At 53.3% G+C, this 26,570-nt stretch carries 24 protein-coding genes; 10 read left to right on the top strand and 14 right to left on the bottom strand.

The genetic code is table 11. The features are described 5' to 3' along the window. Nucleotides 1–36: 36 nt before the first annotated feature. From proY to phoB, 5 genes are all read right to left on the bottom strand, one after another. The gene (proY, locus tag GE278_05235) at nucleotides 37–1,455 is read right to left on the bottom strand and encodes a proline-specific permease ProY (GenBank protein ID QLK60213.1); all 1,419 of its coding nucleotides are present in this window, start codon (nucleotides 1,453–1,455) and stop codon (nucleotides 37–39) included. 147 nt (nucleotides 1,456–1,602) lie between these two features. Next, nucleotides 1,603–2,922, bottom strand: coding sequence for a branched-chain amino acid transport system II carrier protein (brnQ, locus tag GE278_05230; GenBank protein ID QLK60212.1), 1,320 nt, complete (start codon nucleotides 2,920–2,922; stop codon nucleotides 1,603–1,605). 442 nt (nucleotides 2,923–3,364) lie between these two features. Continuing rightward, entirely contained in the window at nucleotides 3,365–4,468 is a 1,104-nt protein-coding gene (locus GE278_05225; GenBank protein QLK60211.1) for a 5-methyltetrahydropteroyltriglutamate--homocysteine S-methyltransferase, read from the bottom strand. A 259-nt stretch (nucleotides 4,469–4,727) separates the two neighbouring features. Further along, nucleotides 4,728–6,047 carry a phosphate regulon sensor histidine kinase PhoR gene (gene phoR, locus GE278_05220; protein QLK60210.1) on the bottom strand — a complete coding sequence of 440 codons (1,320 nt, stop codon included), beginning with the start codon at nucleotides 6,045–6,047 and terminating at the stop codon, nucleotides 4,728–4,730. 21 nt (nucleotides 6,048–6,068) lie between these two features. Continuing rightward, on the bottom strand, nucleotides 6,069–6,758 hold the full coding sequence (gene phoB / locus GE278_05215) for a phosphate response regulator transcription factor PhoB (protein QLK60209.1): 690 nt from the start codon (nucleotides 6,756–6,758) through the stop codon (nucleotides 6,069–6,071). Nucleotides 6,759–6,975: 217 nt separating this feature from the next. Here phoB and sbcD point away from each other — a divergent pair, with 217 nt between their 5' ends. The 5 genes from sbcD (at nucleotide 6,976) to GE278_05190 (ending at nucleotide 14,312) form a co-directional block, all read left to right on the top strand. After that, a complete protein-coding gene (sbcD, locus tag GE278_05210) occupies nucleotides 6,976–8,214 on the top strand; it encodes an exonuclease subunit SbcD (GenBank protein ID QLK60208.1) in 1,239 nt (412 codons plus the stop codon). Further along, nucleotides 8,211–11,459 (top strand): exonuclease subunit SbcC, encoded by a 3,249-nt coding sequence (gene sbcC, locus GE278_05205; protein ID QLK60207.1) that lies wholly within the window; start codon nucleotides 8,211–8,213, stop codon nucleotides 11,457–11,459. The genes sbcD and sbcC overlap by 4 nt, the downstream gene beginning before the upstream one ends. A gap of 236 nt (nucleotides 11,460–11,695) precedes the next feature. Further along, a complete protein-coding gene (locus tag GE278_05200; GenBank protein ID QLK60206.1) occupies nucleotides 11,696–12,718 on the top strand; it encodes an ABC transporter substrate-binding protein in 1,023 nt (340 codons plus the stop codon). Nucleotides 12,719–12,729: 11 nt separating this feature from the next. After that, nucleotides 12,730–13,494, top strand: a complete 765-nt coding sequence (locus GE278_05195; GenBank protein ID QLK60205.1) for an ABC transporter permease subunit — start codon at nucleotides 12,730–12,732, stop codon at nucleotides 13,492–13,494. 41 nt (nucleotides 13,495–13,535) lie between these two features. Next, nucleotides 13,536–14,312, top strand: a complete 777-nt coding sequence (locus tag GE278_05190) for an ATP-binding cassette domain-containing protein (GenBank protein QLK63203.1) — start codon at nucleotides 13,536–13,538, stop codon at nucleotides 14,310–14,312. A gap of 68 nt (nucleotides 14,313–14,380) precedes the next feature. On the opposite strand, the gene GE278_05185 is transcribed toward GE278_05190, so the two are convergent. Beyond that, nucleotides 14,381–15,301, bottom strand: a complete 921-nt coding sequence (locus tag GE278_05185; GenBank protein ID QLK60204.1) for a fructokinase — start codon at nucleotides 15,299–15,301, stop codon at nucleotides 14,381–14,383. Nucleotides 15,302–15,510: 209 nt separating this feature from the next. Between GE278_05185 and rdgC the strand changes: the two genes are divergently transcribed. Further along, nucleotides 15,511–16,425, top strand: coding sequence for a recombination-associated protein RdgC (gene rdgC, locus GE278_05180; GenBank protein QLK60203.1), 915 nt, complete (start codon nucleotides 15,511–15,513; stop codon nucleotides 16,423–16,425). A gap of 68 nt (nucleotides 16,426–16,493) precedes the next feature. Here rdgC and ppnP read toward each other — a convergent pair whose 3' ends face one another. The 6 genes from ppnP to GE278_05150 form a co-directional block, all read right to left on the bottom strand. Continuing rightward, entirely contained in the window at nucleotides 16,494–16,784 is a 291-nt protein-coding gene (gene ppnP / locus GE278_05175; protein ID QLK60202.1) for a pyrimidine/purine nucleoside phosphorylase, read from the bottom strand. 176 nt (nucleotides 16,785–16,960) lie between these two features. Next, nucleotides 16,961–17,638, bottom strand: a complete 678-nt coding sequence (locus GE278_05170) for a hypothetical protein (protein ID QLK60201.1) — start codon at nucleotides 17,636–17,638, stop codon at nucleotides 16,961–16,963. 255 nt (nucleotides 17,639–17,893) lie between these two features. Then, complete coding sequence (locus GE278_05165) at nucleotides 17,894–18,685, bottom strand: helix-turn-helix domain-containing protein (GenBank protein QLK60200.1); 792 nt, start codon at nucleotides 18,683–18,685, stop codon at nucleotides 17,894–17,896. A gap of 536 nt (nucleotides 18,686–19,221) precedes the next feature. Further along, nucleotides 19,222–19,746, bottom strand: coding sequence for a shikimate kinase AroL (aroL, locus tag GE278_05160; protein QLK60199.1), 525 nt, complete (start codon nucleotides 19,744–19,746; stop codon nucleotides 19,222–19,224). Nucleotides 19,747–20,009: 263 nt separating this feature from the next. Then, nucleotides 20,010–20,588 (bottom strand): methyltransferase, encoded by a 579-nt coding sequence (locus GE278_05155; protein QLK60198.1) that lies wholly within the window; start codon nucleotides 20,586–20,588, stop codon nucleotides 20,010–20,012. Between the two features lie 214 nt (nucleotides 20,589–20,802). Then, a complete protein-coding gene (locus tag GE278_05150) occupies nucleotides 20,803–21,078 on the bottom strand; it encodes a DUF1471 domain-containing protein (protein ID QLK60197.1) in 276 nt (91 codons plus the stop codon). Between the two features lie 404 nt (nucleotides 21,079–21,482). Here GE278_05150 and GE278_05145 point away from each other — a divergent pair, with 404 nt between their 5' ends. Further along, a complete protein-coding gene (locus GE278_05145; GenBank protein QLK60196.1) occupies nucleotides 21,483–22,400 on the top strand; it encodes a DUF808 family protein in 918 nt (305 codons plus the stop codon). 59 nt (nucleotides 22,401–22,459) lie between these two features. Here the strand turns inward: GE278_05145 and GE278_05140 are convergent, their stop codons facing one another. Then, the gene (locus tag GE278_05140) at nucleotides 22,460–23,230 is read right to left on the bottom strand and encodes a methyltransferase domain-containing protein (protein ID QLK63202.1); all 771 of its coding nucleotides are present in this window, start codon (nucleotides 23,228–23,230) and stop codon (nucleotides 22,460–22,462) included. Nucleotides 23,231–23,369: 139 nt separating this feature from the next. Here GE278_05140 and GE278_05135 point away from each other — a divergent pair, with 139 nt between their 5' ends. From GE278_05135 to sseA, 3 genes are all read left to right on the top strand, one after another. Continuing rightward, a complete protein-coding gene (locus tag GE278_05135; GenBank protein QLK60195.1) occupies nucleotides 23,370–24,161 on the top strand; it encodes a helix-turn-helix domain-containing protein in 792 nt (263 codons plus the stop codon). Nucleotides 24,162–24,291: 130 nt separating this feature from the next. Beyond that, nucleotides 24,292–24,840 (top strand): GNAT family N-acetyltransferase, encoded by a 549-nt coding sequence (locus GE278_05130; protein QLK60194.1) that lies wholly within the window; start codon nucleotides 24,292–24,294, stop codon nucleotides 24,838–24,840. A 31-nt stretch (nucleotides 24,841–24,871) separates the two neighbouring features. Beyond that, nucleotides 24,872–25,717 (top strand): 3-mercaptopyruvate sulfurtransferase, encoded by an 846-nt coding sequence (gene sseA / locus GE278_05125; GenBank protein ID QLK60193.1) that lies wholly within the window; start codon nucleotides 24,872–24,874, stop codon nucleotides 25,715–25,717. 47 nt (nucleotides 25,718–25,764) lie between these two features. On the opposite strand, the gene GE278_05120 is transcribed toward sseA, so the two are convergent. Next, entirely contained in the window at nucleotides 25,765–26,565 is an 801-nt protein-coding gene (locus GE278_05120) for a PhnD/SsuA/transferrin family substrate-binding protein (protein QLK60192.1), read from the bottom strand. Between the last annotated feature and the right edge of the window lie 5 nt (nucleotides 26,566–26,570).

The raw sequence follows: 26,570 nt of genomic DNA, 5'->3' as shown, positions 1-26,570 counted from the left end.
CTTTTCTTTACCAGAAGGTAAGTGTTTACTTACGCGTTACTTCTTTAGCACCAGCGCCTGCTTCTTGCGGTCATTGCGCAATTTGAACGCATAACCGATCAGCAGCGCCGCAACCCAGACCATGCCGACGTAAAGTGAGACGCGGGTATCCGGGAAGTAACCGATGAGGCCGATGATAAACACCAGGAAAATAATGCCGAATACCGAGGTGTAAACGCCGCCGCGCAGCGGAAACTCCAGCTCCTTAACCTGTTGTTTATTCAACTTACGGCGAAAACCTATCTGGGAGAACAGGATCATAATCCACACCCAAACAGTCGCGAAGGTCGCCAGAGATGCAATCACCAGGAATACGCTGGAAGGCATGATGAAGTTGAGGTATACCGCAATCAGCAGCGCGCCCATCATCACCAGTACCGTGACCCACGGCGTGCCCAGACGCGACACTTTACTGAACATTTTTGGTGCCTGCCCCTGCTCTGCCATTCCGTGCAGCATACGGCCCACGCCAAACACATCGCTGTTAATCGCCGACAATGACGCGGTGATCACCACGAAGTTCAGGATGCCTGCCGCTGCGGTGATTCCCATATGCTGGAACGTCAGCACGAACGGACTGCCCTGCGTACCAATCTGATTCCATGGGAAAATCGACATAATCACAAACAGCGTACCCACGTAAAACACTAAAATACGCAGCGGTACGGAGTTGATCGCTTTCGGAATAGACTTCTTCGGATCTTCAGCTTCACCGGCAGTAATACCGATAATTTCAATGCCGCCGTAGGCGAACATGACCAGCTGTAAAGACAGAATGGTGCCCATGATGCCCTGACTGAAGAACCCGCCGTGGCTCCACAGATTATGAATACCCGTTGCCTGGCCGCCGTTACCGAGGCCCCAGATAATAATGCCGAAGCCCGCGACAATCATGATGATGATGGTCAGTACTTTGAAGAAGGAGAACCAGAATTCCAGCTCGCCGAACACCTTCACGCTGACCAGATTGATGGCACCGATAATCAGCACCACGCTCAGCACCCACGTCCACTGCGGCACATCCGGGAACCAGACGCCCATATAAATGCCGAACGCCGTGACGTCCGCGATGGCGACGATCAGGATTTCAAAACAGTAGGTCCAGCCGGTGATATACCCCGCCATCGGCCCGAGATAATCCTGCGCATAGCGCGAGAAAGACCCACTTTGCGGGTTGTTGACGGACATCTCGCCCAGAGCCCGCATGATGATAAAGGCGATAATGCCGCCGACCAGATAGGCCAGCAACACGCTTGGTCCCGCCAGTTTGATCGCATCCGCCGATCCATAAAACAGCCCGGTTCCGATGGCCGATCCCAATGCCATAAAGCGAATATGACGCGTTGTCAGCCCGCGTTTTAGCTTCGTGCCCGGCGCTTCTGGCTGCGCGGTTGGTTGTTCAGCTGATTGTTGCATTGACCCTAACCCGTTTCTGTATTTTGAAAATCAAAAATGCGAACTCTAAAAAACACTGCACCCTGTCAATGAAAAAGCCACGGAAAGATTTCCGTGGCCTGATTGGCGAAACATTCATTCAACTACGTTCGAACATTCTGCCGATAATTATTGATGCGCAGTGACGTTGCGCGGACCACTGATTTTGTCATAAATACCAACCAGCACCAGCATTAATACTGAAGGCGGTAACCAGGCAAGACCCTGTGCTGCCAGCGGCAGGTTTGCAGTCCAGGCTGGCATGATATCAGCAAAGGCAGAGGCTTTGATGCCATCGACAATACCGAACACCAGACTGACCAGCATGACCGGTGCCACGATGCGGGTCGTATTATTCCACCAGCGCAGGGTGAAGCTCAATACCACCAATGCGATACAAGGCGGATAAATGGCCGTCAGCACCGGAATAGAAATCTGAATCAGATGGCTCAACCCGAGGTTAGACACCAGCATGGAGAACAGACCCAGAATGAACACCAGTGACTTATACGACAGTGGCAGGTACTGAGCAAAGAATTCAGCACAGGCACAGGTCAGGCCAACCGCCGTGACCATACAGGCGATAAAGATCAGCGCGCCGAGGAAGAAGCTGCCGACGCCGCCGAAGGTATGCGCCACATAGGCATGCAAGATAACTGCGCCGTTGGTTGCGCCCGGCACCAGTGAAGCACTGTTTTCGCCGAGTTTGAACAGGCTCAGATAGACCAGCACCAGGCCTAAACCGGCAATCAGACCGGCCAGAACGGTATAACGGGTCAGCAGTTTGGCATCAGTCACACCGCGCGAACGGGCAGCATTCACGATAACAATGCCGAAGACCAGCGCACCAAGGGTATCCATCGTCAGATAGCCATTAACGAAGCCGCTGGAGAAAGGAACGGTCTGGTAAGCATCCACCGCAGGCATGGTCTGTCCGGCAGGCCACAGCAGCGCGGCAACACCCAGAGCAGCCAGCGCAACCATTTTGAGCGGCGCGAGGAAATGCCCGACGGTATCGAGCAGGCGGCCCGGATAGAGGGAAATACCGATCACCAACGCGAAATAGATCACGCTATAAATCAGCAAAGGAAGCGGGCCGTCACCGGTCATCGGAGCGATACCGACTTCAAAAGAAACGGTTGCAGTACGTGGCGTGGCGAACAGCGGGCCAACAGCCAGATAACAGACGGTCGCCAGCAGAATACCGGCACCACGGCCAATTGGCGTACTCAGGGCGTCAACACCGCCACCCACGCGCGCCAGCGCAATCACTGTCATCACCGGAAGACCTACCGCGGTTATCATAAACCCGGCAGCTGCCCACCAGACTTCAGGTCCGGCCTGCAAGCCAACCATCGGCGGGAAAATGATGTTTCCCGCCCCGACGAATAAGGCGAAGGTCATAAAACCCAGCGCCAGAATATCTTTATTTGTTAAACGAGTACTCATGATTGGTGTCGTGTTGCCTGTTCAAATGAATAAAGTGACCGTTGCTGTCGTCGTGCTGTTCCGTCAGGAGGATGAATGGCGTCAAAAACCAAAGAGCCCCACGGTGAGATCGGAATGAGCTTAAAACGCCTGATGATATGCAGAAAATTACGTTGTTATGCAGGGAGTATCGAGCGACAGCGGGGGCTAAGGTAAACGTTTATAGCGCAGAAAGGCAAGCCGGGATCCAAAAAGCAGAGCGTTCGACCAGATTAATGAACCAAAGCAGCCTTTATCACTGAATACGGGGGAAAACACGCAATATGATATGTATGATTTTTAAGCGAAGTAAGCACAAGATATGCTCCTTAATGACAAAAAGTGCGTGGAATCACCATTAAAAGACGATTACACGCACAATATTCAGCATATTTATGAGGTCATAAAACGATCACTTATGTGATCACCAAACGCGGGCAGCGATATCGACCACCAGCTTCAGTTTTTCCCATTGCTGCGCTTCTGTCAGGCTGTTGCCCTCTTCCGTCGAAGCAAAACCGCACTGCGGGCTGAGGCAGATCTGATTGATATCCAGATATTCCGCCGCTTCCGCCAGACGAGCTTCGACGGTTTTGGCCAGTTCCAGCTCGCCGGATTTGGTGGTGATTAAACCCAGCACCGCCTGCTGATGGCCTTTTTTAATGAAGCGAAGTGGCTCGAACCCCCCGGAACGCTCATTGTCATATTCAAGGAAGAAGGCATCGATATTCACGCCGCCAAACAGGATCTCAGCCACAGGCTCGTAGCCACCTTCGGAAATCCAGGTGGAGCGGAAGTTACCGCGACACACGTGCAAACCAATCACCAGATCGTCCGGTTTACCGGCAATCGCTTTGTTAAGCACATCGGCGTAAGTACGCGCTAACTCTTCAGGAGAGTCACCACGTTCCCGGATTTGCTGCTTCTGATCTTCCGAGCACAGGTACGCCCAGACGGTATCGTCGAGTTGCAGATAACGGCAACCCGCATCGTAAAACGCTTTAATCGCATCACGGTACACCTGCGCCAGATCGTCGAAATAGTCTTTCAGATCCGGATACACCTCTTTGCTGATGGCGTTACGACCACCGCGAAAATGCATCACGCTCGGGCTTGGAATAGTCATTTTTGGCACTGCGCTGCCGCTGATGCTTTTTAGAAAACGAAAATCTTCCAGCATCGGATGCGAGCCAAAGCCGAGTTTGCCGGTGACTTTAATGCTGCGCGCTTTAGTCTGTACGCCGTTGAACTGAATCCCCTGCACTGCGTCATAACCTTCCACACCATCCAGCCCTTCAAAGAAATCGAAGTGCCACCACGCACGGCGGAACTCACCGTCAGTGACCACTTGCAGACCAGCTTCGCGCTGTAAATCCACAACGCGGCGAATTTCAGTATCCTCCACGGCACGTAGCTGCACGGCATCGATCTCACCCGCCTGAAACTGTTTACGGGCTTCTTTGATCGCCGCCGGGCGCAGGAAACTGCCGACCACATCAGCACGGAACGGAGGGTTAGTACGTTGCATGAAAGACTCCTTAATGGCACCCCGTCTCAGACGAAATGCAAATGATTGACAAGGTGAATAATTACGTCGCGTTACATTTAGACTTCTAGATGTCTAAATGGCTTTAAGGCCATACTGTCATGCAGGGTGCTCATCGGCAATAGAGGAATTTTCATGGCAGGTGAAATAAATTCATGATGGATTGTGGATTTTTCCTGAGGCAAAAACAGGAAATAAAAAAGCCCGCCATTGTTAAATGACAGGCCTGATGGAAAGCAAATTAAGGTTTAGCAGAAACTATGGTGTGATTATCAGAAGGAACAATCAGTCTAGGTGCCAGCGTAAACATAAAGCGCGTGCCGACGCCGACTTCGCTCATTACTTCAAGCCTGGCGTTATGGTGGCTGAGCGCGTGTTTGACGATCGCCAGCCCAAGTCCGCTGCCACCGGTCTGGCGAGAGCGGGCTTTATCGACGCGATAGAAACGTTCAGTCAGACGCGGCAAGTGCTGAGGCGCAATTCCCGGCCCGTTGTCGCTTATCTGAAACTGTGCACCCTGTGGCGTTTGTTGCCAGCTGACTTCTATTCTGGTGCCCGGCGGCGTGTGGTTCACCGCGTTATACACCAGATTCGAAACCGCACTGCGCAGCTGATCTTCGTTGCCGAAGATCTTCAGCTTGTCGTTTACGCGGAACACCACTTCGTGCTGGCCGCCGCTGAGCGTCTGCACTTCGCGCTCCAGCATCCCAAGCATCACCGGAATATCGACTTTCTCGTGCAAATCCATATTGGCGGAAGCTTCGATTTTCGACAGCGTCAGCAGTTGTTTGACCAGCCCGTCCATGCGCCGCGTCTGCTCCTGCATGGTGTCGAGTGCTTTGGTGCGAAACGGCTCTTCCAGCCTGGCGTCTTCCATCATTTCCAGATAACCCTGCAAAACGGTCAGCGGGGTGCGAAGTTCATGGCTGACGTTCGCGAAGAAGTTGCGTCGCGCGCCTTCCAGCTGACGCATTTGCGTAACGTCACGCGCCACCATCAGTAACTGCCCTTCGGAATAAGGCATTACGCGAAATTCGACGTAATGTTCATTATTGAGCTGAAGGTTTAGCGCACGGCTGAAATCACGCGCCTGGATCCAGGCACGAAACTCCGGATAGCGCAGCAGGTTAAAGATGTGCTGCCCGTTATCTTCTGGCCAGCGAAAGCCGAGGAGTTCCTGTGCCAGACCGTTACACCAGAAAATGTTGCCCTCTTCAGTGGTAAGCACCACCGCATCTGGCAGAGATTCTGCACCGCTGCGAAAACGTTTGATGAGTTGCCCTAATTCGCGACGACGACGACGGTTGCGCATCTGCATCTGGTTCAGCCCGTAGAATAGCGGCTCCCAGCTCCAGCGGCCATTTGGCGGGGTGATGCTGCGGTCAAGCCACAGCCAGTGTGAGAGTTTAAGCTGGTTATAATAATTCCAGCCCAGCGCCGCCAGCACCGACGCAAAGAGAAGCCAGCCAAAATGGCCGACAAAAATACCGAGGATGATCGCTGGCAGGCAAAACAGAAAAAACTCGCCGGCCAGCCTTTTCCATGACAAACGTTCTAACACACAGATTCTCCGCTGTGGGGACTAATAACGCGTTGAGAAACGGTATCCCGTGCCACGGACAGTTTGGATCATTCTGTCATGTCCACTGGTTTCCAGCGCTTTGCGTAAACGACGAATATGCACGTCCACGGTGCGATCTTCCACATAAACGTTAGTGCCCCAGACGTTATTGAGCAACTGTTCGCGGCTGTAAACACGTTCCGAGTGGGTCATAAAGAAGTGAAGTAATTTGAATTCGGTCGGCCCCATGTCGAGCGCCTGTTCATTGGCCATCACGCGGTGGGAGGAAGGATCGAGGGTCAAACCCTGCATGTCGATCACCTCTTCCACCGCCATTGGCGAAATACGGCGCATCACAGCTTTAATACGGGCAACCAGTTCTTTGGGAGAAAACGGTTTGGTGATGTAATCATCGGCGCCCACTTCGAGGCCACGCACCCGGTCTTCTTCTTCACCGCGCGCGGTCAGCATCATCACCGGAATTTCGCGGGTCAGGGCTTCACGTTTAAGATGCTTAATAAACTGAATACCGGAACCACCCGGTAACATCCAGTCGAGCAGGATCAGCTCAGGATAAGGCTCGACCAGCTGGCCGATCGCAGAATCAAAATCTTCCGCTTCTACTGCCTGATAGCCATTTTGTTCCAGTACAAAACACACCATTTCACGAATTGGAGCTTCGTCTTCAACCACCAATATACGTCTAGCCATCTTAGGTCCTGCCAATAGGTTAGCGATCTTTTATTTGATTGCGGGCGCCATTATGCGTCAGTTTTGTGACAGATTTATGAATAGAAAGAATGGTCTATTACACGGCAATTTGACAGCCATCTTGCTGAAATGCGCCTGATTTTTCTGGGGACATCGTCCCCCGTGGGCGTTTATACTTTGCGCCATTGTTACCGTGCAGCGAACCACCGGGAGTTTCATGCGCCTGATCCACACTTCAGACTGGCACCTTGGCCAGTATTTCTTTACTAAGAGCCGCGCCGCCGAGCATCAGGCTTTTCTGCGCTGGCTGACGGAACAGGTAGAAATTCATCAGGTGGATGCCGTGATCGTGGCGGGCGATATTTTTGACACCGGCTCTCCACCGAGTTATGCGCGCGAATTGTATAACCGCTTCGTGGTGGAATTACAACACACCGGCTGCCAGCTGGTGGTCCTGGCGGGTAACCACGACTCCGTCGCCACGCTTAATGAATCGAAGGAACTGCTTTCCTGCCTCAATACACGAGTGATCGCCACCGTAGGCGAAGATCTTTCTGAGCAGGTTCTGGAATTAAATCATCGTGATGGCTCTCCCGGCGCGGTGCTGTGTGCTATCCCGTTCTTACGCCCACGCGATTTGATCGCCAGTCAGGCCGGTCAGTCAGGCAGCGATAAACAGCTAATGTTGCAGGAAGCCATCGCCGCACATTACGACGCCCTGTATCAGGCCGCGCAGGCGAAACGCGAGCAACTCGGCGTACCACTCCCGATCATCGCCACCGGCCATCTGACCACCGTCGGCGTCAGCACCTCGGATTCAGTACGCGACATCTATATAGGCACCCTTGACGCTTTCCCGGCACAGGCGTTTCCGCCGGTCGATTACGTCGCACTCGGGCATATTCACCGCGCCCAGTGCGTGGCAAAAACCGATCACATCCGTTACAGCGGCTCACCGATTGCGTTGAGTTTTGACGAACTCAGCAAAGCCAAAAGCGTGTTTCTGCTCGATTTTACGGGTGCAACACTTAACAACATCGAAACACTGGAAATTCCGGTATTTCAGCCGATGCAGATGATCAAAGGCTCGCTCACCGAAATAGAAAAACAACTGATGCAGTTCACAGATGGCGATGCCACTAAACCGGTCTGGCTGGATATTGAAGTCGCGACGCAGGATTATCTCAGTGACATTCAGCGGCGGATCCAGGCGCTGACCGCCGAACTGCCGGTGGAGGTCGTTCTGCTGCGTCGCAGTAAAGAACAACGCATTAACAGTATTGAGCAACAGGAAAAAGAGACACTCAGCGAACTGAGCGTCAGCGATGTGTTCGAGCGGCGGCTTTCACTGGAAGCAGATACCGACGAACAGCGTCAGGCGCGGATGCGCACGCTGTTCGCACAGGTGGTTGATCAGGTCACCAGCGGTCATCGTGAAGAGGACACCGCACAATGAAAATTCTCAGCCTGCGTTTAAAAAATCTTAACTCGCTGGAAGGCGAATGGAAAATCGACTTCACCGCGGAGCCTTTTGCCAGTAACGGATTATTCGCTATTACCGGCCCGACCGGCGCGGGGAAAACCACCCTGCTCGATGCCATCTGTCTGGCGCTGTATCACCAGACGCCGCGCCTGAACGTCACTCCCAGCCAGAACGAACTGATGACCCGCCACACCGCCGAATCGCTCGCCGAAGTGGAGTTCGAAGTCAAAGGTGTGGGTTATCGCGCATTCTGGAGCCAGCGCCGGGCGAAAAACTCGCCGGACGGCAATTTACAGGCACCGAAAGTCGAGCTGGCATTGCTGGCGGACGGCAAAATTCTGGCGGATAAAGTACGCGATAAACTCGACGCTATCGCCGAACTGACCGGGCTGGATTTTGGCCGCTTTACTAAATCGATGATGCTGTCACAGGGGCAGTTTGCCGCCTTTCTCAATGCTGATGCCAACGACCGCGCCGAACTGCTGGAAGAACTGACCGGCACGGAAATCTACGGTCTGCTGTCTGAGCGTGTGTTCGAACAGCATAAAGAGACGCGCGTGGCGCTCGACGGTTTGCATCAGCGCATGGCCGGTATCGAACTGCTCAGCGAAGAACAGCGTCAGGCGCTGGAAACGCAGCTTAAAGAACTCAACGCACGGGAAATCAGCCTCAGCCAGCAGGCGCAGCAGCGTCAGCGGGATCTTAGCTGGCTGCAACAATGGCAGCAGGTGCAACAAAAGCATCAGCAATCGGTGCAACAGCTGGCCGCGGCGCAGCTGGAAACGGCGCAGGCCGCGCCGCAGTTACAACAACTGGCACGCAGCGAACCGGCAGAAAAACTCCGTCCGTTACTCAATGATCGCCAGCGTTGTCAGGATGAATCGCAACGTCTTCAGCAGCAACTGGCGCAGCTCACGCAGCAACAGGAACAGCAAATTGCACAAATGACGCCGCTGACTCTGGCGGTGGAACAGGCGCAAACGACACGGCTGAAACAGGCGGAAGAACAGCGTCAGACGCAGACGCTGATTGAAGAAAAAATCCTGCCGCTGGATGGCGAAATTATCCAGTGGCGTAAATCACTGGCCGACACGCAACAGTCGGTCAGTGACGTGCAGAAAGGGGTCAGAGAGCATAACGCGACGCAGGTGCAAATGACCGCCGAACGTCAGAAACTGGACGAAGAAAGCCGCCAGCATCAGACCCGCCAGACCGCGCTAAACGATGCGCTGAACGCCGCACAACAGCGTCAGGCTGAGCTGGAAAAACAGCATCCTTTGGCAGCATGGCAGAAACGGCAAACAGAGCTGGCGCAGCTGCGCCCGGTGCGGCAACAGCTGTATTCACTCGCGCAGATTTTCCCGCAACTGAACCAGCGCGTGCAGCAACAGCAAAAAGATTTGGTGCAATATCAGACGCAGCTGGCCGAAGAAGAACAGCGTCTAGGCGCGATCCGCCAGCAATGTCAGAAACAGCTGGAGCATCTGAACGATGTTAAAGCGCGGCATAAACAGGAAATGCTGATCGTCAGCCTTGAAGCTGAACGAGCCAATCTGCAAAGCGGTAAAGCCTGCCCGCTGTGCGGTTCCACATCTCATCCGGCCATTGAACACTATCAGGAGGTTAAACCTTCTGAAACGGCGCAACGCGTCGAGAAAATGCAGCTGGAATTCGATGCGGCAAAAGCCAGCGGCATTGAGCTGGCAGCGAAAATCAAAAGTCTGAAAGAACAGCAAACACGCGTGCAAAACCAGCTGGAGCAGGAAAGCCAGCAACTGAATGCGCATACCGAAAACTGGCAGCGACTCAGCGCGCCGCTGAATCTGACATTCGGATTGCAGGATTCCGTGGCCATTCAGCAATGGCTGGTGGAACGCGATCAAGAAGAACAGCAGTCTCAGGATCTGCTGAGTCAGCACGAACAGCTGGCGCGGGCGTTGCAACAGGCGAAAGATGCCCTGAATGACGCCCTGAACGCGCAGCAGAAAGTGCAACAGCAAAGCGTGTTGCTGACCGAACGCATTACCCGACTGGAAGAGACGCAGGCAAAAACTCAGCAGGACTTTGCGCGGCTGCAAAAGCTGTTCACTGAAGGCGAGAAATCTCTTTCTGAACTGAATGCCAAACGCCTTGAACTGTTCGGTGATCGCCAGGTGGCGCAGGTTCGCGAGCACTTACATCAGCAGCAACAGGCGGCGGAAAAAGCGGTCAGTGACGCACAGGGCGCGCTGCAAAAAGCGCAGGAACTGCGCGATCAGCTGGCCGGTCAGCTGGCGAGTACGCAGCAGCAACAGTTGCAGGCTACGGAACAATTGAAGCGGGCGGAACAGGTGTGGCAACAAGCACTGAGCGCAAGCGGATTTGCCGATGAAGCCGCGGTGACACTGGCCCTGCTCGACGACGCACTGCGTCAGCAACTTCAGCAGCGCAAAGAACATCTGCAACAACAACTGGCGCAGGCGAACGCATTGCTGAGCGATGCCAAAGCACAGCTGGAAAAACATCGCCTTGCCCGCCCTGCCCATCTGAGTGAAACAGAAAATGATCTCGAAGCCCTGACGGCGCAGCAGGCGGAACTGGCGCAACAGCTGAAAACCTTACAGCAACGTTTGGGCGAAATAACCAATAAACTCAACGACGATAAGGCGCGAAGCGGCAACCAACAGGCGCTGATCGCTCAGATTGCGCAGGCACAGCTGACCTGTGATGACTGGGGCTATCTGAATCAGATGATCGGCTCCAGTGACGGCGCTAAATTCCGTAAATTTGCCCAAGGCCTGACGCTGGATCATCTGGTCTATCTGGCGAACCGTCAGTTGGAAAAACTGCATGGCCGCTATCTGTTGCAGCGCAAAACCAGCGATGCGCTGGAGTTACAGGTAGTGGATACGTGGCAGGCCGATGCGGTGCGCGATACCCGCACGCTTTCCGGCGGTGAGAGTTTCCTGGTTAGCCTGGCGCTGGCGCTGGCGTTGTCTGATCTGGTCAGCGACAAAACCCGCATCGATTCGCTGTTCCTTGATGAGGGTTTCGGCACGCTCGACGCCGACACGCTGGACACCGCGCTCGATGCCCTCGACAGCCTGAATGCCTCCGGTAAAACCATCGGCGTTATCAGCCACGTCGAAGCCATGAAAGACCGCATTCCGGTGCAAATCAAAGTCACCAAAGTGAACGGACTGGGCGTCAGCCGGCTGAGCAATGAATTTAAAGTGTGACAGCTAAGTCGCAGGGCAAGCCGCTAGCAATCGTGCTACCGCCATGCCCTGCGGTGGATCCTTTCTGTGAGCACCCGCACAAAAATCGCACCGTTGCAGTGCGCTCTCTTCTGACAACCTGACGAATATTCGGTTATTTCGTTATATCGGCAATCTGGCACGCCCTGTGCTTAACGTTATGTATACAAGTTGCAGTACAAGCTGCACAGCCTGCATAACAGCCAAGGGGAACGCCGATGAAAAACGACAAACCTGAAATCCTTCCGTTCAATAAACAACGCCGTCAGATGATGAAATGGCTGGCGATCACCGGCGGTGTCATGACGCTGGGCGGTATGATCCCCACCACTGTTTTCGCCGCAGACGACGATGAAATCCGCATCGGCTACTGGCCGATTGTCGGTGGTTTGCCGTTGTATGTCGCGCTAGAGCAGGGCTTCTTTAAAGAAGCCGGGCTGAACGTAAAAGGCGTCAAATTTGCCAGCGCACAGCAAATTGTCGAAGGGATGATAACCGGCAGGATCCACGGCTGCGCCAACGGCACCGCCACCGGCGCGCTGGGTTTAGGGGAAATCACATCGCCCGGCTTGTTCAAAATTATCTGCTCGAATCCGTCTAATCACACGCTGGTGTTAGATGAGTTTCTGGTACCGCTCAACAGCACGGCAAAAACTATCGCCGATCTGAAGGGCAAGAAAATCGCCTGCGGGCCAGGGATCCAGAACGTCACCATGGCGAAAATCATTCTGGAGAAAAACGGTTTCACCGATCCGTCGGTGATCGAATTACCTGTCGGCCAGCACGCCCCGGCCCTTGCCGCCGGGCAAATTGATGGCGTCTATACGCTGGAACCCACCGGCACCGTCGGGCGAATGAAACACCTCTCGCGCACGCTGGAAACCGGCGTCATCTCTAAATACGTGCTCGGTAACGCCGATGCCCCGTGGTTCGGCGGCGCAGCAGCGCTCAATTCCACCTTCATTCAAAGCAACCCGGACGCCGCTAAAAAGTTTATCGCCGCCTACCAGAAAGCCGTGGAATTTATTGCCGCCCACCCAGACAAAGCGCGGGAAAACGTGGCGGGTTATACCAGCATCGAACCGGCGCTGGTGAAAGAAGTACCGTTACCAGGCTTCGTAATGTATCCCGACTTAAAGGGCGACAATCTGCAATGGTTCCAGAAGTTTTATGACGTATTTACGGAAAGAAAAATCTTCAGCAAGCCGGTGGATGTCGCTTCGCTGATTTATCAGGGATAAGGAGAAATATCATGACGTCACGATGGTCTTCGAGATTATTGCCGCTGATTGGCCCGGTGCTGCTTTTTCTGTTCTGGCAATTGGCGGTGAGCGCCAGATGGCTGAATCCGGTGCTGCTGCCTTCACCCGTCGAAACGCTGGGCTTCATGTTCGAGTCATTTTCAGATGTCTCGATGCGCACTGACATCGGCGCGACGTTGTACCGTACGCTGGTGGCCTTTGGCTTCGCAGCGGTGATCGGTGTCCCGCTCGGCGTCATTTTGGGCAGCAACGAAAAGGTGTATCGCAGCCTGGAGTTTCTGATCGACTTTTTCCGCTCGACGCCGTCATCGGCGCTGATCCCCCTATTTATGCTGATTTTCGGCATCACTGACGCCAATAAAATCGCCATCGCCGCATTTGCCGCCGTGCTGGTTATTCTGTTTAACAGCGCTTACGGCGTGATGAACGCCAAAAAGACCCGTCTGATGGCGGCAAAGGTCATGGGCATTTCCCGCTGGCATATTTTCAAAGACATTCTGCTGATGGAAAGTCTGGCGCAGACGTTCGTTGGCCTGCGCACCGGTGTGTCGATCGCGCTGGTGATCGTGATCGTCGCCGAAATGTTTATCGGCTCGGAAACCGGCCTCGGGCATCGGATCATCGACGCGCAGCAGGTGTTCAACATCAAAGACATGTACGCCTCGATCCTGATCACCGGCGCGCTGGGTTACTTGCTGAATCTGGCCTTTTTGCTGATCGAGAAAAAAACCGTCCACTGGAGTAGCAAAGCATGACGCAACCTCTCTCGCTGAACCCCGATTACAAAGGCCCGCAGTTGCCGCAGTACGCCACGCGCCCGGATACCCATGTCACTATCCGCGGGCTGACCAAAGCCTTTGCCGGGCAGCCGTTGTATACCGATCTGAATCTGGATCTGCCGCGCGGAAAAATCGTTTCGATCTTCGGGCCGAATGGCTGCGGCAAATCCACGTTAATGAACATGATCGCCGGGCTTATCCCGTTAGACAAAGGCGACATTCTTTTCGACGGCAAAACGCTGGCGCAGACCACCATCGGCTATGTGTTTCAGAACTATCGCGATGCGTTGTTCCCGTGGATGAGTGCACGTTCCAACATCGCCTATCCGCTGGTGCGCAACGGCATGAATAAAACCGAGGTTAACGCCCGCGTAGAGGAACTGACGCAGATGTTTGATATCCGTTTCGATCTCAAACGTTATCCGTACGAACTTTCCGGCGGCCAGCAGCAAACCGTGTGCATCATGCGCGCGCTAGCGACACGGCCGGAAGTGATGTTCCTCGACGAGCCGTTCTCGGCGCTGGATTTCGAAATGACATTGTTTATTCGCGATAAATTGCAGGAAGTGCAGCTGGCGACCGGCGTCACCATGCTGATCGTTTCTCACGATCTGGAAGATGCAGTATTTCTGGCGGATGAGATTTTGCTGCTCACACGACGCCCGACGCAGGTGGCGGAAATCGTACCGTTCGATCTGCCCCGCCCGCGCGGTTCAGAAATCATGAGTCACCCGGAGTTTATCCGCGTGAAGGCACATACGCTGGAAGTGTTTAAGCGGGAAATGGCGCTCTGAGGGAAACAACAGGCGCGGTATTTTTTGCAAACCCCGCGCCCGATATTTTATTTAAGCGTGAAAAACGATTACAGCGCAAACCGCGACTGTGGCCACAGCCATGCCGCACCGCGCACACCGCTGGAATCACCGTGAACGGCTTTAAGTATCGGTGTTTCACATTCACCGCCAAACACCCACTGCTTCACCAGTAGCGGAACAGTCTGATAGAGGCGGTCAACATTGCTCATTCCCCCGCCAAGGACAATTGCGTCGGGATCAAGAATATTCACCACGTTAGCCAGCGCTTTCGCCAGACGACGTTCATAACGCCCAAGGGCCAGTTCTGCCGTTTCGTCGCCTTCTTCCACCAGGGCAATGATCTCAGGCCCTTTCAGCCGCTGACCGGACAGCCGGAAATAGTCCTGCGCAAAACCAGTGCCCGAAACGAATGTTTCGACGCAGCCGGACTTCCCGCAATAACACGGCACTTCGCTGGCAAACTGTCTTTCTTCCTCATCCTGCCAAGGCAGCGGGTTATGGCCCCACTCACCGGCATTGCCGTTTCCGCCCGCGTGCGCCGCACCGTGCAGCGCCACACCGGAACCGCAGCCGGTGCCGATGATTACCGCAAACACCGTATTACGGCCTGCGCCAGCGCCATCCGTGGCTTCGGACACCGCAAGGCAGTTGGCGTCGTTGGCAATGTGCACTTCGCGGTTAAGCAACAGCGCCAGATCTTCATCCAGCTGCTGGCCATTGAGCCATACCGAATTCGAATTTTTCACTTTGCCGGTAAAGGGAGAGAGCGTGCCGGGAATACCCAGCCCGACGCTGCCATGCTGGCCGGTGGCCTTTTCGGCGTCCTGTACCAGTCCTTCAATCGCTTTCAGCGTGCGTTCATAATCATTTCTTGGCGTATCCACGCGTTTACGAAACAGCTCACGGCCTTCGTCAGATAACGCGATGACTTCTATTTTTGTGCCACCTAAATCAATGCCAATTCGCACGTTTTCTTCTCCTGTTACATCGGGTAGGGTCAGTTTTTTATCATTAATCCAGTTTAGAAGCCTGAAGCGACAACCACCAGAATAAGGTGTTATGCAATGTTTCGCACAGGGGTGATTTCTTAACGACGGCTGACGCTCAATTGGGTATCATGCCGCCCTGTATTCATTTAATCAGCGTACCACGAGTGCGCCGGGACAGGGATAACGCCATGTTATGGTTTAAGAATTTGTTGGTTTACCGTTTGAGCCGTGAAGTTTCGTTATCTGCTGACGAAATGGAAAAACAGCTCAGCGCTTTTACCTTTACCCCGTGTGGCAGCCAGGATATGGCGAAAACCGGCTGGGTTTCACCAATGGGTTCCCACGGTGGCGACGCGCTGACTCACGTCAACGGCGGCCAGATCCTCATCTGCGCCCGTAAAGAAGAGAAAATTCTGCCTTCTCCGGTGATTAAGCAGGAGTTACAGGCCAAGATCGAACAGCTCGAAGGTGAACAGCATCGTAAGCTGAAGAAAACCGAAAAAGACTCCCTGAAAGACGAAGTGCTGCACAGCCTGATGCCACGCGCCTTTAGCCGCTACAGCCAGACCTTCATGTGGATAGACACTGTAAACGGCCTGATCATGGTCGATGCCGCCAGCGCCAAGAAAGCTGAAGATATGCTGGCTCTGCTGCGCAAAAGCCTGGGCTCGCTGCCTGTGGTGCCGCTGACCATGGAAAGCCCGATCGAACTGACGCTGACCGAGTGGGTGCGTTCAGGCGTGACCCCTGCAGGTTTCGCCTTGCAGGACGAAGCCGAGCTGAAAGCAATTCTGGAAGAAGGCGGCGTGATTCGCTGTAAAAAACAGGCGCTGGTCAGTGACGAAATCGCCACGCACATTGAGAATGGCAAACTGGTGACCAAGCTGGCGGTAGACTGGCAGGAACGTATCGCCGTCGTACTGGCTGATGACGGCAGCATCAAGCGTCTGAAATTCAGCGACGTGATACGTGATCAAAACGAAGATATCGACCGCGAAGATTTCGCCGGCCGTTTCGATGCCGATTTCATCCTGATGACCGGTGAACTGGCCGCGCTTGTCCAGAATCTGATTGAAGCGCTGGGCGGCGAAGCTCAACGCTAACAGACTGATGCAAAACGTAAAAAAGGCGCTCATTGGCGCCTTTTCTATTGGTACTGTGTCTGAAAGGTTTATTTACTCAGATACTTACACAGGTACGAAGTGGTTTCGCCGACCTGCAGGTTGAATTCGCTTTTACCCGGAATATAGAACGTTTCGCCGGGTTTGAAGACCTGCCAGTCCGGAGAACCAGGGATCAGCACTTTCAGTGAGCCACTGATGACTGTCATTTCTTCCGGTTTTGCCGTGCTAAAGGTGTATTCGCCGACGGCCATCACGCCAACGCTGGCGGCACCCGTACTTTCGCTATCAAAACCAATCGATTTTACTTTCCCGTCAAAATACTCATTATTTTTCAACATAGATTGGCCCTTTGCGATAATTTTCAGAGGTTTCATATTAGGGGCAAAAACCTGCTGCTGTCACTGATTATTATAGCTTTCTCCCCACCCGTCGACACCGCCCGCAAACCACAATCCCTGATTTGATTTTACGTCTGCACAGTGCCATTGTGGGGAGTCACGTCTGCGCCCCCCACTTACGCCACCAACTCTGCCGCCAGTTGCACCATCAGCACATTCGCCAGTAATACCGGAATGTCGAGATGCTTCTCTAACACTTCAACGTGATGATGGTTGTAGCCAAAGCAATCAAGCACTACCACTTCCGCACCCTGCTCAGCAAAACGCATCGCGGCGTCAGTCAGTGCCTGATCGTCAGGCAAAAAGGGGCTTGCCACTGCAAAACACGGTGCCTGCTCAAGCTTGCGCCATTTATTTGTCTGCCAGCCAATCTGGGACTCCACCGGCACCACAATGCCTGCCCGATGCGTCCCGACCATTGCACCAATCAGCGGCGGGATCATCCGCTCCGGTTCGATTAAGTTTGCGTTTGCAGCGTGCAACCCCCTGAATTCGCCACCGCACAGCAACAAAATAGTGCTGCAGCCCTGCGCTTCCAGCTGGTTAATCTTTTCCTGCAATCCGCGCTCGGCACCCGCCGCCGCGAGTAAGACCTGCGAACCATCCAGTAACGGTGCGACCAGCACGGCATCACCCTCCCGCGGCGCATAACGCTGCTCAATTTGCTCCCTGCTGAGGCCGTCCAGTAGCCCGACGTGCGTGACGGGTTCGTCCGGCAGATGCGCCATCAGCAACGGTGTGATGTCGCTGCGCGGCGCCTGTCCAATGGTGAGGGTAGCAAAAGAAGTCATCATAAGCAGGGTGTCCGGCCATTCAGGTCAGTCGCCCCTGAATGACGCAAGGAAGGATAAAACGCAGATATCGTAAATGTGTTTTGTAAACTCATCACAACGTCCTCTTAAATCACGTAACCGGCGCACAAGCGCATGAGCTAAAACGGTTACGAACGCTGTTCATCGTGGAACAGTCATTGTTTAGTGCTGGCTAACAATAAGCCCTGGTGTCGGTCTGGTACTCACTTCACTTTCTGCATCAGTTGCCCGATGCGTTTACTGCAAGCCGGAGAAATGCTGATGATTAATCCAGTCATCATCACCCAGCTTTTCAGCAATTTTTCGGGTCACGGCGGTCAGGCCGTCCTTTATCCCTTCCGGTATGCCCTTTCCTTCGGAAGGCGAAGAGAAAGACAGGCCCAACCCCACAATCTCATTTCGGTGTTTATTAAAAATGCTGGTGGCTAAAGAACTGATCCCTTGCAACGTTTCGTTGTTGGCAAAGGACAATCCGGTCTGACGGATTTCAGCCAGCCGCACGAGTAATGAGTCGATACATTTCGGCGAATTCGCCGAGTTCACCTGATATTCTCCGCGATACCGCTCACGAACTTCGTCGTCGCTGTAACGGGCCAGAATCGCCCGACCAATCGCTGTTTCATGCGCCGGTAATAAACTGCCCGCCGGTGTTACCACCTGCAGATAAGTCCTGCCGGGGAACATCCGCATGATCATGATCTCGCGGCCTTCGAGCATCGAAACATAACCGGTGCACTGCGTCAGCTGACTCAGCTGCGTCATGTAAGGCGTTGTCGCATCGACCAGCGGCGTCGATAAATAGTGGCTGGATATCGCCAATAATAATTTTCCGATTCGATATAAACGACTGTCCGGATCGCGCTCTAATAAGCCTTCACTTTCCATGGTCATTAATAATCGGGAAACGGTACTTTTTGGCAAGGCTAAATTGTTCACTACATCGCTAAATGACAGCCCAGGGTGACCCTGATTGACGCTCTGCCTTGAAAATAACTTCAGTACTGCCGTCGCATTCTCTAAAGTGCTCATAAAGAGAAGAGTTCCGATATGTGGAACAAGGTTCCTGTAAAGTTGATTGAAAAATAGTGCTGATACGTGTCAGCGTCAAGGCGTTTATTTTGGACGGAATAAAATTGCACTTAATTAATATGCTTAAAGATAATCCTAAATCCATTCATTAAAGAGAAAGGGAAATGAATTGCCGAGTATTTACGGGGTGAAGTGCGTCAAACTCAGCAGAATATAGCGATTAAAGATTACGCAAAATATACAGCGCAATAGAGGCTTCGACGAGGATGATAGTGATCGACCAGACAGCCGGCATCGCTTTGCTGTGCTGGTGAAAGAACGATATCAGGGGTTTCATCATGGGGTCCGTAGTGGAGGTTAAAGTAATCACCTGAGTTATTACATTACGCTTATCTATTCGTAAGAACAATAAGTAACCCAATGTGATAACAATCACATAAAGTGGCTCATTTTGTTTACGTTTTCCGATGTTTCCCTCCCCGCAGACATAAAAAAAACGAACCACCTGGGCTCGTCATTTTACATCATCACGCCTGTCAGCGTTCCATTGGCAATGCCAGCGCATCCAAGATGGCATTCACCACCTGCGCCGGACCCTGCGTACCGTCGACAACGTGATGTGCAGCCTGCTGATACAATGCTTCCCGCTCATTCAGCACCTGCATCATTTCTTCAGTGATCGGCTTACCGGTCAGGGTCGGACGCTGATCTTCCATTGGGGCATCTTCCAGACGGTTTGCCAGCGTGGAGGCCGGTGAACGCAGATAAATAACGGTGCCGGTTTGGCGCATAAAATCGCGATTTTCCGCCGAAAGCACTACACCGCCACCGGTCGCAACCACGGTCAGCGGCGAGCTTATCGCCTTCAGCGTTTCAGTTTCACGACGGCGAAAACCTGCCCAGCCTTCACGTTCAACGATTTCGGCCACGCTCAGCCCTGAAGTACGCAGCAGATGGAGATCGGTATCGACAAATTTGTAGCCCAGCGCTTTCGCCAGAGCACTTCCAACTGTCGTTTTACCCGCGCCACGCGCGCCTACCATGAAAATGGGTTGTGTCATTAACGCTGTCCTTAATTCCCCGGGAGCCTCGTTGCTCATCTGATGAAAACCCATCATTTACCTGAAGTATGAATGTCAAAAGTGGTGGCTAATCTGACCTGTCACGTACTCGCAAGATAGTACAACAAAAAAGCCTCACTGGCAGACTTTTGTCACCTGCCGGTGAAGCTTCTGTAGCGTTTTATTTACGCCACCCGTGGCATCATACTGATAAATCCTTACAGCGCAATGTTCTCAGCGGGTTCGTTCGTCAAAGTGCTGTATCAGTGTGGTTTACAAATATAGACCAGTGCCGGGGGGAAATTTTTCACGACGCGGATTTTTTTCCAGGTGAAGTAGCGGGAGAGCATTTTCTCGGAAAGATGACTGTACTGAAACAGCACCAGCACACCGTCTTTCGCCTTCAGTTGCTGCTGCGTTTTCTGCAAAATCTTCATGCTGATACGCGTCGGCATCGACAGCAGCGGCAAACAGGAAAATACGGCGTCATAATTTCCCGTCAGATGCTCGGCCGAGTGGGCCATGACCTGTAACCGACGATCGTCGAACATGTTCAGCCTGCGGATAAACGCGGGCTCAATCTCAAAAGCATCCAGCCGCGCATCTGCCCGCATACGGTTGAGGATCCGCCGCGTCAGCACGCCGTCGGCTGCGCCTAACTCGGCGATATGCAAAGATTTTGTCCAGTCGATCTGACTGAGCATGGCGTGACACAACCAGGGAGACGACGGCATCAGCGTCCCCATTGTCCTTGGTGAGCTAATAAAATTCTGCAAATAAAAAAATTGATTCTGGATCGAAAGACCGGTGTTCTTAATCGTCATTCTCGCGGCATTCAACATATTAACTACCTCCTGAGGACATAGACCCTTATATAACAGAAAAATTCTTAAGAAATGATTAATAAGGGGAATAAACGTCACAGAGGCTAATTAAAAATAAATCACATGGGATAACTCCCAAAAAAAGCATTATGCCGGGTTATGTATAAATAACAAAAAGGCCAACGTCAGGTGACATTGGCCTTCTCATACACTATCTGAAGTCAGTCAGATTTTATTTGTACAGCTCAACATTTGCACGGTTAAGGCTTGAATCGCCCGGCGTACCGGCACCGACAATGCGGTAGTGTGTTGCGCCTTTATCACTGGCAATCTGGTTCAGCGCATCTTTCATGCTGCCCGGAACGGTACTTGGCGCACTCACAGACACCATACCCAGTGACTGGTAAGTCCCGCTTTGTGCTTCTTGCGCAGTAATTGGCGAGGCCGCCAGCGCTGAGAATGAAGCAACAGTAATAGCAACAGCTGTAATTGCAGGTAAGAGTTTCATATTACGCACCTTTCTTTCGTTAGTTTTGTTAATTAATGGAGCGGAAGCAATCCGTTGAAATAATTATCGTTGAAACAATGAAAGGGGGCGTAATGCAACGTAAAGAAGTTTAACCTTTGTGGTAAAAATAAGGAGAGAATGAAAGAAAGTATTTCAGTGATGATAACTGCAAGAGAATTAACGATATTTGATGGAGAAATGATGGAGAGTTTTCAAAGTTATTTATAGCCCGCACAACATTCGCACAAATCGACGCCGTAGTGCAATCACTGATATGATTATTTTTTATGAATTTTCTGCTTCCTTGATCACCGGCACAGTCAGGGGCGCAGATTCGGGCTTTCGCGCGCGCGGTGGCTCATTTAAACAGGAAACTGAGGACGTATTTATGGGGAGCATACATTATGGCGGGTGGTAGCCTTCTGGCCTTGATAGACGACATCGCATCAATTCTTGATGACGTGGCCGCAATGAGTAAAGTGGCAGCCAAAAAAACCGCCAGCGTGCTCGGAGACGATTTAGCGCTGAACGCACAACAGGTCACTGGCGTAAAAGCCGACAGGGAATTACCGATCGTCTGGGCCGTGGCAAAAGGTTCCATGCTAAACAAAGCCATACTGGTGCCGCTGGCGCTGCTGATCAGTGCCTTCATTCCCTGGGCTATCACGCCGCTGCTGATGATTGGCGGCGCGTACTTATGTTATGAAGGGTTTGAGAAAGTCGCGCACAAATTGATGCCCGGCAAACACCATGAAGAAGAAAAACCGGCAGCAGAGCAGGTAAAAAGCGATGCTGACGCGAAAAAGCTCGAAAAAGAAAAAGTAAAAGGCGCAGTACGCACCGACTTTATTCTTTCTGCTGAAATCATCGTGATTTCTCTGGGTATCGTTTCCGCCGCACCGTTCCTCAATCAGGTCACCGTCATGGTGCTGATTGCTGTCGCTATGACCATCGGCGTGTACGGACTGGTGGGCGCGATTGTCAAAATTGACGATGCGGGTTTGTATCTGAGCAAACTTTCAGGTGAGAGCGGCATCATGAATGGCGTGCGTGCGTTTGGCCGCGGCATTGTCAATCTTGCGCCATGGCTGATGAAAACGCTGTCGGTCGTTGGCACCATTGCTATGTTCCTGGTCGGTGGCAGCATTATCAGCCATGGCCTGCCGTTCATGCACAGCCTGCTGGAAAAATTCACCCATGGCCATCAGGGCTGGGTGAATACGCTGATCACCGGCGCTACCGATTTGGGTGTAGGCCTGATCGTCGGCGCCGCTGTTTTGGGTGCGGTTCTGCTTGGTCAAAAAATGTTTGGGAAGAAGTAACCCCTGCTTTTCAGCGCCCTTCTTTTACCGAAGGGCGCAATCCAACACCATCAATTTGTTCAGTTCTTCGACGCCACCAGCATCATTATGTCGCTGGTGAAAGAACCGTCGGACTGGATCTCGAAATGCTGAATGACATCGTCTGACATCACTTTTTGCAGCTCGCGGATCGCCACGGAGAAATGTTCCGGCGTACGCATGCGCGCGATCCAACTAGTGAACTCCAGCGGCAGGCGGTTGGTGGTGACTTCGCGGGTAATCAGCCCGGCCTCTGACGACATATCCAGCCATTCGCCCGGCGAATAGTTGCGGACATGCGACGTATCGCGCAACACTTCGATGGTTTGCAGATAGATATCCAGCAGCGGATGCCCCGGCGACACCACATCCATCATGATGAATTTCCCGCCCGGCTTCAGCACGCGCGCCACTTCGCGCAGTGCCTGGCCAACGTCATGCCAGTGGTGAGCGGAATAGCGGCTGATAATGACATCGGCGCTTTGGTCGGCAAACGGCAAAGATTCGGCTACGCCCTGCTGTACGCGGATATTATCCAGCTGTTTGTCCTTCGCCGCCTGCGCTACCACTGCCAGCATTTGCGCCGACAAATCGTAGGCAATGACGCTTTTCACCACGCCCGCCGCCACAAAGCTGGCGTGACCTGCGCCGCAGCCCAGGTCGATAACCAGCGCCTCTTTGTGCGCTGCCAGCAAAGTCGCCAGACGTTGTAAATCCGCGCCCTGCGAATGGACGGCGCTGGTCAGATAATCCTGTGCCTGCGAACCAAACTGCTTATCAACCGCCTGACTGTGGCTATTTTTCATGTTCATCATTGCTCCTGCCTGTCTTGTTTTTATCGGGTTAAATGCGGGTTTCAAGTGACCTCAAAATCACTATAGGCATTGTTCTATACGGGTACAATATGAGCGCTTATACTGGTATCAGTTACTCCCAGTTTGAGAGATAAGAATGATAGATAATGCAGAATCGCTCACCGGCCCGAAGGCACTGGGGCTATTTTTACGTACGAATCGTGAACGGGTCACGCCGGAGATGGTCGGACTACCGGGTTCGCCAAGGCGCAGAACCAGTGGGCTGCGGCGCGAAGAGCTGGCACAAATCAGCGGCATCAGCGCCACCTGGTACACGTGGATTGAACAGGGGCGGGATGTCTCAATTTCCGCCGCGACGCTCGACAATCTCGCCAAATCGTTGCGGATGGAACCTGCGGCGCGCGAATACCTGTTCAGTTTAGCGGCGGTGAAAGATCCGCAGGCCGTGCACATTTCAGGCGCGCCGGACGTCAGCCTGAAAAACTGTGTGGATCAGTTCACCTGCCCTGCTTATCTGCTCGATAGCTGCTGGAACGTACTGGCGTGGAATCCGCAGGCCGAAACCCTGTTCAGCGGCTGGCTGGGGGGGGATCCGCAACCCAATCTGCTCAACTTCATGTTTCTGCATCCGCTGGCGCGCCAGCTAGTGACCAACTGGGCTGAGCGCGCCAAGCGTGTGGTCGCAGAATTTCGTGCCGAAACCAGTCACTACGCGCATTCCGATGCAGTGCGTGAGACTGTTATCAGCCTGCGCGAACGCAGCACAGACTTCAATCAGTGGTGGACGCAGCAGGAAGTACTCTCGCGGGAAGGCGGTGAACGGCGTTTCAATCATCCGGCGGAAGGTGAGAAAAGTTACCGCCAGCAGACGTTTTTTCCGGCGGGATATGCCGAATGTAAGCTGGTGATGCTGGTGCCAGAAGAGTAAAAATATGGGCCAGACAACGCTGTTTTCTCACACTTAATCGGCCTTGCCGCCAATTGACATATTGATGCTGTATGTGTGAGGCTGATTTGATTAGCTTCCCGAATCATTTCTCCACTGACGGATGATTATCATGATGACACGCCAGATTTATCAGGACGAAGAAATCGAAATCCGTGCTGCAACCGAACTGGAGGCCGTGCTACATCTTGCGGCTGTTCAGGCCTCTGTTAAAGAAATTGGCGCATGGGAAACCTGGTGTACTGAAAAATATGCACTGGAGGACAGCCGCAAATATCTGACCGACAGCGAGCAAAAGCGCCATCGAGGCGCAGAATTCAATTTCTGTCTGTTCGATCGCGCCAGCGGTGAGCTGATTGGCAGCGTGGGCATCAACCGCATCGTGCAGGAATATAAGTTCGCCAATCTCGGATATTGGATCCGCACCGGATATACCGGCCGGAGTCTGGCGACGCTGGCGGTCAGAGCGGCCGCGCGTTTTGCCTTTACTGAACTCGAACTGACGCGGCTGGAAATTGTGGCGGTGGAAGGTAACGCCCGCAGCCGTCGCGTCGCGGAAAAAGCGGGTGCGACTTCCGAGGGCCTGCACCGTAATCGTCTTTATTATCACGGTCAGCCGCGCGACGCCTGGGTCTATTCTCTGATCCCAGGCGATCTCTGAGCTGGCTTCACAAAAAGATAAGGCACAGAACATGACTTTTTCTACCCATACCGTATCTACCGACTGGCTGGCGAAGAATCTGAATTCACCGGACGTGGTCATTATCGATTGTCGGAAATCCAAACCGGGGATCACCCCGCCGATTGATTTCCATGCCAAATATCTGGAAGCACATATTCCCAACGCGATTTATGTGGAAGTCGACAGTATTTCCGACTGCACCACCGGCCTGCCGCATATGATGCCGACGGCGGAAGAATTTGCCGCGTCGATGAGCCGTCTTGGCGTCGCCGATACGCAAACTATCGTGCTATATGATGAAGGCGATTTATTCTCAGCGCCGCGCGTCTGGTGGATGCTGACAAGCTTCGGGGCAAAAAGCGTCCGCGTGCTGGACGGTGGCCTGAATGCCTGGCTTGCCGAGGGTAAACCGACGCAAAACGGTGAACACACCCGAGTACCTTCGACGTTCAACGCGAAACTGGTGCGTCCGGTAGTGGTCAGCGCACAGCAAGTCAAAGAATCACTGGGCAAAGTGCAAATCATCGATGCCCGATCTCTGGCGCGCTTTAAAGCCGAAGCGCCGGAGCCGCGTCCTGGTTTGCACGGCGGCCATATTCCCGGCAGCCTTAGCGTGCCCTTTACCGAACTGACGCAGGATGGCCACCTGAAATCGCCACAAGCTCTGAAAGCAACCTTCGAACAGGTGGGCGTGGATCTGAATAAGCCGGTGATCACCAGCTGTGGCTCGGGCGTCACCGCCGCAGCGCTGGCTTTTGGGTTGGACGCGCTGGGCGTGAAAGATGTCGCGCTGTACGACGGTTCGTGGGCTGAATGGGGCGACGTGAACGAAGATTTCCCTATCGAAACCCACTGAAATCAGAACGTAAGAGATCAAAAAACCGGGTGAGAAGCCCGGTTTTTTTATGACGTTTTTTGCAGCGCCAGTTCGCTGACACCAAACGACTGCGCGATCTCCTTCATCAACGTGATCACGCTATAGGCCACTCGCGGTACTTCGGTAAACGCTTCGATCAGTAACGGTTCACTGACAGGTTCGTGCACGATTTCATGCAATGCCTGTCGTAAAATCGCCAGCTGTTCGGCTGAGGTCTGCGCTGAAGTGATCAACGGCAGACCGGGCACGGCGGCCGTTTGGCCAATCACGATCAAGCCAGTAAGGGCTTCGGGCTGCGCATGTTTCAGCAATTCCATCGTCACGCAATCTACCGCCGTAATATCGGCTTTACTTTGCTGAACGAAAAGGAGAGATTCGCGGTGGCTGCCGGTCGCTGAGGCTTCTGAAAAGAAACGCCCTGCGTCGGCCAGCGGTGCCACCAGCGCGCGCAGGCTGTTATAACCGGACTGAGAATCGGTGCTGTTAAACGCCAGACGCCGGTGACGGAAATCGGCCAGATATCGCCCTTTATCCTCCTCACGCGCAACTAAAAAACTGCGGTAACGGAACCCATCACAGCCGGGCGCGCGATAGCTGAATAATCCTACCACTTGCACCTGTGGCAAGCTTTCCACCAGCGGGAATCCGCAGGTCTGGCTGAGCAGTAAATCCGGCATCTGCCAGTGCGCCAGCAACTGCTGCGGCCAGCTCAGAGAATCAGGCGTATCGGGCAATCCGAGTCGCCGGAGCTTGTCCCGCAATACGCGGGCAAACGCCTCAACGTCGGGCCGGGAGATAGCGTACATCGGTAAAGACATCAGCATGATTTGGC

Source organism: Enterobacteriaceae bacterium Kacie_13 (genome assembly GCA_013457415.1).
Taxonomy (GTDB): Bacteria; Pseudomonadota; Gammaproteobacteria; order Enterobacterales; family Enterobacteriaceae; genus Rahnella.
This window is presented reverse-complemented; position numbering and strand designations above follow the sequence as displayed.